The organism is uncultured Planktosalinus sp. (assembly GCF_963973675.1).
In the GTDB taxonomy this organism is placed as follows: domain Bacteria; phylum Bacteroidota; class Bacteroidia; order Flavobacteriales; family Flavobacteriaceae; genus Planktosalinus.
This window is the reverse complement of the sequence record NZ_CAXBAN010000128.1, coordinates 1-6,665: the sequence shown is the minus strand read 5'-3', so window position 1 is coordinate 6,665 and position 6,665 is coordinate 1. Positions and strand designations below refer to the sequence as shown.

Genomic DNA, 6,665 nt, shown 5'->3' with positions numbered 1-6,665 from the left:
TTTATAGAACCCAAAATAATTACATTAATTTCTGAAGTTGATTACAGAAACAGGGTCATTTATGCAGATAGCCTGCTGTTGGTGGGACTGGATAATTTTCTTGGCAGTGAACATCATTTTTATGTAGATATCAACAAGTATATTTCTAAAAATCTTGGGCCCAATCAGTTGCTGCCTGAAGTAACTGAAGCCATCGCTCAAAATTACATAAAACCACCATCAAGCAGGACATTTATCGACCAAATGGTGTATGCTGGGAAAGTAATTTATCTCAAGGAGCAATTGTTGCCTAATTATGAGGACAATGAAGTTATGGGGTATTCAAAGGAAGAAATGAAATGGGCTGTTGACAACGAAGCAGAAATATGGCGTTATTTTGTTGAACGGGAATTGCTCTTTAGTACAGATCCAAAATTGGCATCCCGCTTTATCCTACCAGGCCCATTTTCTAAATTTTATTTGGAACTAGACAATGAATCTCCAGCCAGATTGGGTCAATATATGGGTTGGCAAATAGTAAAAGCATTTGCTGAAACCACTAATCCAGACTTAAAATCGCTGCTCCAAACCCCTGCAAGTGAACTATTCAAAAATTCAAAATTTAAACCCAGAAAATAATGACAAAAACACATAAATCAACCATCGAAATTGATGTCACTCTTGATGAAAATAAAATACCTGAAAAACTGCACTGGACAGCAGCAGATGGTGGTGTACAAAACGAAGAAACCAAAGCTTTGATGCTTTCGGTTTGGGATAGTAAAAACAAAGAGTCATTGCGTATCGATTTGTGGACTAAAGATATGCCTTTAGATGAAATGAAGCAATTTTTTCACCAAACCTTAAGTGCGATGGCCGACACCTTTGAACGGGCTACTAATGATGAAAAAATGAGCGCTACTATGCGTGATTTCACAGAATACTTTGCAGAAAAACTTGAATTGAATCGTTAGTTTTTTGATTATGCTGGCCTTTATCTTAACCCCTCTTGATTATGTCAAAACTTATTTTTATCTACAATGCAAATTCAGGAAAATTAAATGCGCTGCTTGATGCTGTCCATAAACAATCCAGTCCAAAAACATATCAATGTAATTTGTGTGCACTAACCTATGGAACTTTTTCAGAGAACAAAAAGTGGAAAAAATTCAGAAAAGAAAGTGCTTTTGAAATGGTTTTTCTACATAGAGATGAATTTCAAAAAAAATATGCTTCAAAATTTGGGGCAAAACATAGTTTTCCCGTCGTTTTGATTGAAAATTTTCAAGACCTGGAGGTTTTTGTAACTACAAAAAAGCTGAGTGAAATTTCTACCGTAGACGAATTAATTCAATTAATTGAAGTAAATGGTAAAAGTTTTAGGAATACTCAAATTCCGAGTTGATATCATCGATATATTGCAATACCTCATCCCTCCCGGTGGAATTAGAAGACGAGGTGATGAAACAAGGCGGAAGTGCTTCCCAGCTTTCCAAAAGTTTTAGCTTGTATGCACCAACATTTCTTTTCAGCGCATTGGGTTTGAGTTTATCTGCTTTAGTAAAAATGATTGAAAATGGAATTTGTTGTTGACCCAGCCATTCCAAAAATTGCAAATCAATAGGCTGAGGATCGTGTCGACAATCAATTAATACAAAAGCACAAACCAGTTGTTCCCTTTTAAGAAAATAATCAGTAATAAATTTTTGAAATACTTTTTTACTGCTTTTAGAAACCCGTGCATAACCATAACCGGGTAAATCGACCAAATGCCAGTTTTTATTGATTAGAAAATGATTGATGAGTTGGGTTTTTCCCGGTCTTCCGGAAGTTTTTGCAAGACTTTTTCGTTGCATCAACATATTGATTAAAGACGACTTTCCAACATTAGAACGGCCAATAAAGGCATATTCAGGAATGCGGGATGCCGGGCATTTTTCAACATCGCTGTTACTTAGAATAAATTCAGCAGATTTTATTTGCATGATTTTTTAAATTCCCCGTTTTGTGAGCCAGTGATTCAGGTGAATGTTAAACTCCTTGGGGTGTTCCATCATTGCCGCATGGCCACATTCATCAATCCAGTACAAGTCTGAATCAGGTAAAAGTTGGTGGAATTCTTCAGCAACATCTGGTGGGGTTACTTGGTCATTTTTTCCCCAGATTATACAAGTGGGGTGGTTCATTTTTGGCAGGTCTTTTGCCATATTGTGTCTAATGGCACTCTTAGCAATAGCCAGAGTTCTGATAAGTTTATTACGGTCATTGACAGTTTCATATACTTCATCGACAATTTCTTTAGTGGCCACTGCCGGGTCATAAAAGACATTTTCTGCTTTTTGCTTGATGTATTCATAGTCGCCTCTTTTGGGGTAACTTTCTCCCATCGCACTTTCATACAAACCGGAGCTTCCTGTAATAACCAGAGCTTCAATGTGCTCAGGGTATAACTTGGCACATAACAAAGCAATATGTCCGCCCAGTGAATTTCCTAATAAAATTACTTCCCCCAATTTTTTATGGACAATAAAGTCTTTTACATATGTGGCAATATTTTTAACATTGGTTTTGAGCAGCGGTAAAGTGTAAATTGGTAATTCCGGGAGAATGACATGATACCCTTTTTCTGAAAAGTAACTAGTCACAGTGTCAAAATTACTCAAACCACCCATTAGACCATGTAATATTAATATCGGTTTTCCTTCGCCGACTTCAAAATAATTGAATTTTCCTTCTTGTTTCAAATTTTTAATCATACAATTCAATCCTGATTACATTGACAAATATAGTTATTTCAATGTTATAAATTATTTTTCATTTCACCACTATTTCATGAGGGGTTTTTCTGCTTTTTAAACTTTTTACATTTTTAAGTTATTCACAATTCAAGCTTTTTAGAATTCCTTTTAAGCTAAGTAATTAAAGGCTAAATGCTTAGTTTGAATTGAAAATTATCAACAAAGTGGTAAAAAGTGGTAAAAAGTGGGAAAAAATAAATATATTTGAAATTGTAAAGTCTAATTAAACTAAATCATGCGCAATCTCATAGGCACATACGAATGTAAAGCGGACGCTAAAGGGCGAGTTATGTTGCCCTCGGCTTTGCAAAAGCAACTTGCGCCGATGCTTGAGCAAGGGTTTGTGCTAAAACGAGCAGTCTTTCAGCCTTGTTTGGAGTTGTATCCGATGGCTGAGTGGGAGCAATTGATGCATAAAATAAATAAGCTGAACCGCTTCAACCGTAAAAACAACGACTTTGTAAGACGTTTTACAGCCGGAGTAAAAGTTATTGAACTGGACACCTCAGGAAGGTTGTTGATTCCAAAAGATTTGATAGGTTTTGCTTCAATAAACAAAGAATTGGTTTTGTCCTCAGCAATCAATATTGTTGAGATTTGGGATAAAAACAAGTATGAAAAAGCAATTGATGATGCGGCAACAGATTTTGCAGACTTGGCTGAAGAAGTAATGGGTGACAAACTTGAAGAAGGCAATGAATTATCATAACCCGGTTTTATTAAAGGAATCTGTAAAAGGCTTACAAATTAAGCCGGAAGGGGTTTATGTGGATGTAACTTTTGGCGGAGGTGGGCATTCAAAAAAAATACTTTCAAAACTCAGTGATAAAGGAAAGTTATTTGCTTTTGATCAAGATGCAGACGCTCTGAATAACAAGATTGATGATAACAGGTTTATACTTATACATCAAAATTTTAGACATATTAAAAGATTTTTAAGATTGCACGGAATCACACAGGTTGATGGAATTTTAGGAGATTTTGGAGTGTCATCACATCAGTTTGATGTTGCTGAACGCGGTTTTTCAACCCGGTTTGAAGCCGATTTGGATATGAGAATGAATCAAAGTAATGCGGTCTCAGCCTATCATATTGTTAATGAGTACAACGAAAAGGATTTAAGAAATGTCCTTTTTCAATATGGCGAGTTAAAGTCGGCTGCAGGAATGGCGCGAATGATCGTTGAAAACAGGATGAAGCAACCCATAAAAACCAGTGAAGAATTAAAAAGTGCATTGGGCAGGTTTTTACCCAAACACAAGGAAAATAAAATACTGGCGCAACTATTTCAGGCGATTCGAATAGAAGTAAATCAGGAAATACAAGCCCTCAAAGAGTTTTTGTTGCAAACGGTTGATTTATTGCCTGCTGGCGGAAGATTAAGCCTTATTTCCTACCACTCGCTGGAAGACCGCTTAGTGAAGCGCTTCATTAGAAATGGTCTTTTTGAAGGTGAGCCCGAAAAGGACGTATTTGGACATGTGGAGGTGCCTTTTAAAAAAGTTGGCAAACTCATAGTACCCGATGATGATGAAGTAGCACAAAATAACAGAGCACGAAGTGCAAAACTCCGCATTGCCGAACGAATATAATTTTTAAAGTGAGAAAGAATATTGTTGACATATTAAAAGGAAAATTTTTAATAAATGAAGACGCATTCAAAAACTGGAAGTTTATCATTTTCCTCTCTTTGTTGGCTTTAATTATGATTTCAAGTGCTCACAGTGCTGACAAGAAAGTTCATAAAATAGCACAAATCAACAATGAAGTAAAAGAGTTGCGAAGTGAATTTGTCGCAGTTCGCTCCAATTTAATGAAAATTAAAATGGAAAGTAAAGTAGTCAACCAGTTGGAAAAAAAAGGTCTAAAACCTTCAGAAAATCCACCTTTTAAAATTGTAATTAAGTCAAAAACACCACAATAATGGCATTTGAAGATAAACATATTGTACACCGGCTTTACATCATTGCGGGATGTTTATTTCTCTTTGTGTTGGCGGTTTTGATTAAAATAACTAACATTCAGTTTGTCGAAGGTGATAAATACAAAGAACTGGCAAAAATCAACACTACTAAAAACTTTGTAATTCCTTCAAATCGTGGTAATGTTTATGCAGACGACGGGAGCTTGCTCGCAACATCAGTCCCAAAATATGATATACGCTTTGATGCGGTTACCGTAAGTGCTGAAAATTTTGAACAAAACATCGTTCCACTTTCACAAGCGCTCTCAAAGAAATTCAACAAATCGGTTTCGCATTATGAGTCCATTTTAAGAAATGCCAGAGCAAATAAAAATCGGTACTTATTAATAGAAAGAAAAATTAGTTATTCAGACTATCTGGAGGTTAAAAAATTTCCTCTCTTCAAACTCGGCCCATACAAAGGAGGAATGATTACAGAGCAAAGCACTGTTCGCGAACATCCAATTGGGAAAATTGCTGAACGTATGGTGGGCTATGAGCGTAAAGATGCCAACGGGCATTTTGTGAGAGTGGGTTTAGAAGGAGCTTATGGTGAATATCTGAGAGGACGTGATGGAAGACGACTTAAGCAACGCATTGCAAAAGGGCAGTGGAAACCCATTTATGATGAAAATGAAATTGAACCCCGAGATGGCTATGATGTTATATCGACAATCAATATCAATATTCAAGATATAGCTCACCATGCATTATTGAAACAACTTGAGCTTTATGAAGCTGAACACGGTACTGTAATTGTTATGGAAACCAAAACCGGTGAAATAAAAGCGGTTTCCAATTTAGGCAGAACCAGTCAAGGAACATATTACGAAAAGCTCAACTATGCGATCGGAGAGTCCCACGAGCCGGGCTCAACCTTCAAATTGATGGCCTTTGTAGCCGCTCTGGATGACAAAGTGATAGACACCAGCACAGTAATTGACACCGGCAATGGTACCTATAGTTTTTATGGAAAAAAAGTGTCTGATTCTCGTAAAGGTGGTTATGGAAAAATATCTATGGGAAGAGTTATGGAGGTTTCTTCAAATATTGGAATAGCACGGGCAATTGAAGAAAATTATAAAGACAATCCCGCCCGTTTCGTTGAACTACTTCAAAAAATGAACCTGCACAAGCAATTGGACCTTCCAATTATAGGCGAAGGGAAACCAAAAATACCACACCCCTCAGATAAAAAAACATGGAGCAAAAATGCGCTGCCTTCAATGGCATATGGATATGGGGTTTCTTTGACTCCTTTGCTAACCCTCACATTTTATAATGCCATCGCAAATGACGGAGTAATGGTAAAACCAAGGTTCATCCGTCAGGTGAAGGCATGGAATAAAGAGATTGAAACTTTTGGTGTAGAAGTTATCAATCCGCAAATAGCATCTTCTGAAACCATTAAAAAAACACAGGAGGTTTTGAAAAAAGTGGTTGAAAATGGAACCGGGCGCTCCCTTTACTCACCCGATTTTTCAATGGCGGGAAAAACAGGGACCGCACAAACAGAATACTGGATGGAGGATTTTGAATCAAACCGAAGATATATATCCTCATTTGCCGGATATTTTCCGGCAGAAAACCCAAAGTATTCTTGTATTGTCATTATTCACAAGCCAAGAGTAAGTACCGGTTATTATGGAGCAGATGTGGCAGGACCTGTGTTTAAGAGTATCGCGCAGAAAATTCACATCGACTCCCCAAGCTCTGATGTAATTGATAACCTTGAAATACTCCAGGCTTCCATTAAAAATGACTTTCAGGACTACTATGAATTATCACAAAAACAATATGCTGCAGTACCCAATGTAAAAGGAATGGCCGGAATGGATGCAGTCTCACTTTTGGAAAACCTGGGACTAAAAGTTAAAGTGTCAGGAAATGGAAAAGTAAAAGCACAATCAGTGCCTGAAGGAGAA

At 37.0% G+C, this 6,665-nt stretch carries 8 protein-coding genes and 1 pseudogene; 7 read left to right on the top strand and 2 right to left on the bottom strand.

Features of this window, described 5'->3' with window-relative positions:
* The 3 genes and pseudogenes from AACY61_RS06635 to AACY61_RS06625 all read left to right on the top strand — a co-directional run.
* Positions 1-618 (top strand): annotated as a pseudogene (locus AACY61_RS06635) (gliding motility lipoprotein GldB); the annotation flags it as partial.
* Positions 618-953, top strand: a complete 336-nt coding sequence (gene gldC, locus AACY61_RS06630; protein WP_339610795.1) for a gliding motility protein GldC — start codon at positions 618-620, stop codon at positions 951-953. The pseudogene AACY61_RS06635 and the gene gldC, both read left to right, overlap by 1 nt.
* A 41-nt stretch (positions 954-994) precedes the next feature.
* A complete protein-coding gene (locus AACY61_RS06625; RefSeq protein WP_339610794.1) occupies positions 995-1,384 on the top strand; it encodes a GTPase in 390 nt (129 codons plus the stop codon).
* On the opposite strand, the gene yihA is transcribed toward AACY61_RS06625, so the two are convergent.
* Together yihA and AACY61_RS06615 are read right to left on the bottom strand one after the other, a co-directional pair.
* Entirely contained in the window at positions 1,359-1,964 is a 606-nt protein-coding gene (gene yihA, locus AACY61_RS06620; protein ID WP_339610793.1) for a ribosome biogenesis GTP-binding protein YihA/YsxC, read from the bottom strand. The two genes, AACY61_RS06625 and yihA, sit on opposite strands and share 26 nt — an antisense overlap.
* A 6-nt stretch (positions 1,965-1,970) precedes the next feature.
* Positions 1,971-2,735 carry an alpha/beta hydrolase gene (locus tag AACY61_RS06615; protein WP_339610792.1) on the bottom strand — a complete coding sequence of 255 codons (765 nt, stop codon included), beginning with the start codon at positions 2,733-2,735 and terminating at the stop codon, positions 1,971-1,973.
* Positions 2,736-3,012: 277 nt separating this feature from the next.
* Between AACY61_RS06615 and mraZ the strand changes: the two genes are divergently transcribed.
* From mraZ to AACY61_RS06595, 4 genes are all read left to right on the top strand, one after another.
* Positions 3,013-3,486, top strand: a complete 474-nt coding sequence (mraZ, locus tag AACY61_RS06610; protein ID WP_339610791.1) for a division/cell wall cluster transcriptional repressor MraZ — start codon at positions 3,013-3,015, stop codon at positions 3,484-3,486.
* Positions 3,473-4,369 (top strand): 16S rRNA (cytosine(1402)-N(4))-methyltransferase RsmH, encoded by an 897-nt coding sequence (gene rsmH, locus AACY61_RS06605; protein WP_339610790.1) that lies wholly within the window; start codon positions 3,473-3,475, stop codon positions 4,367-4,369. Before mraZ ends, rsmH begins: the two co-directional genes overlap by 14 nt.
* An 8-nt stretch (positions 4,370-4,377) precedes the next feature.
* On the top strand, positions 4,378-4,701 hold the full coding sequence (locus AACY61_RS06600; protein WP_339610789.1) for an FtsL-like putative cell division protein: 324 nt from the start codon (positions 4,378-4,380) through the stop codon (positions 4,699-4,701).
* On the top strand, positions 4,701-6,665 hold a 1,965-nt coding region (locus tag AACY61_RS06595; RefSeq protein ID WP_339610788.1), incomplete at its 3' end, for a penicillin-binding protein. The genes AACY61_RS06600 and AACY61_RS06595, both read left to right, overlap by 1 nt.

Excerpts from the sequence above, each read along its gene's own strand:
- gldC (WP_339610795.1), top strand. The coding sequence starts at position 618 with ATGACAAAAACACATAAATCAACCATCGAAATTGATGTCACTCTTGAT.
- AACY61_RS06625 (WP_339610794.1), top strand. The coding sequence starts at position 995 with ATGTCAAAACTTATTTTTATCTACAATGCAAATTCAGGAAAATTAAAT.
- yihA (WP_339610793.1), bottom strand. The coding sequence starts at position 1,964 with ATGCAAATAAAATCTGCTGAATTTATTCTAAGTAACAGCGATGTTGAA.
- AACY61_RS06615 (WP_339610792.1), bottom strand. The coding sequence starts at position 2,735 with ATGATTAAAAATTTGAAACAAGAAGGAAAATTCAATTATTTTGAAGTC.
- mraZ (WP_339610791.1), top strand. The coding sequence starts at position 3,013 with ATGCGCAATCTCATAGGCACATACGAATGTAAAGCGGACGCTAAAGGG.
- rsmH (WP_339610790.1), top strand. The coding sequence starts at position 3,473 with ATGAATTATCATAACCCGGTTTTATTAAAGGAATCTGTAAAAGGCTTA.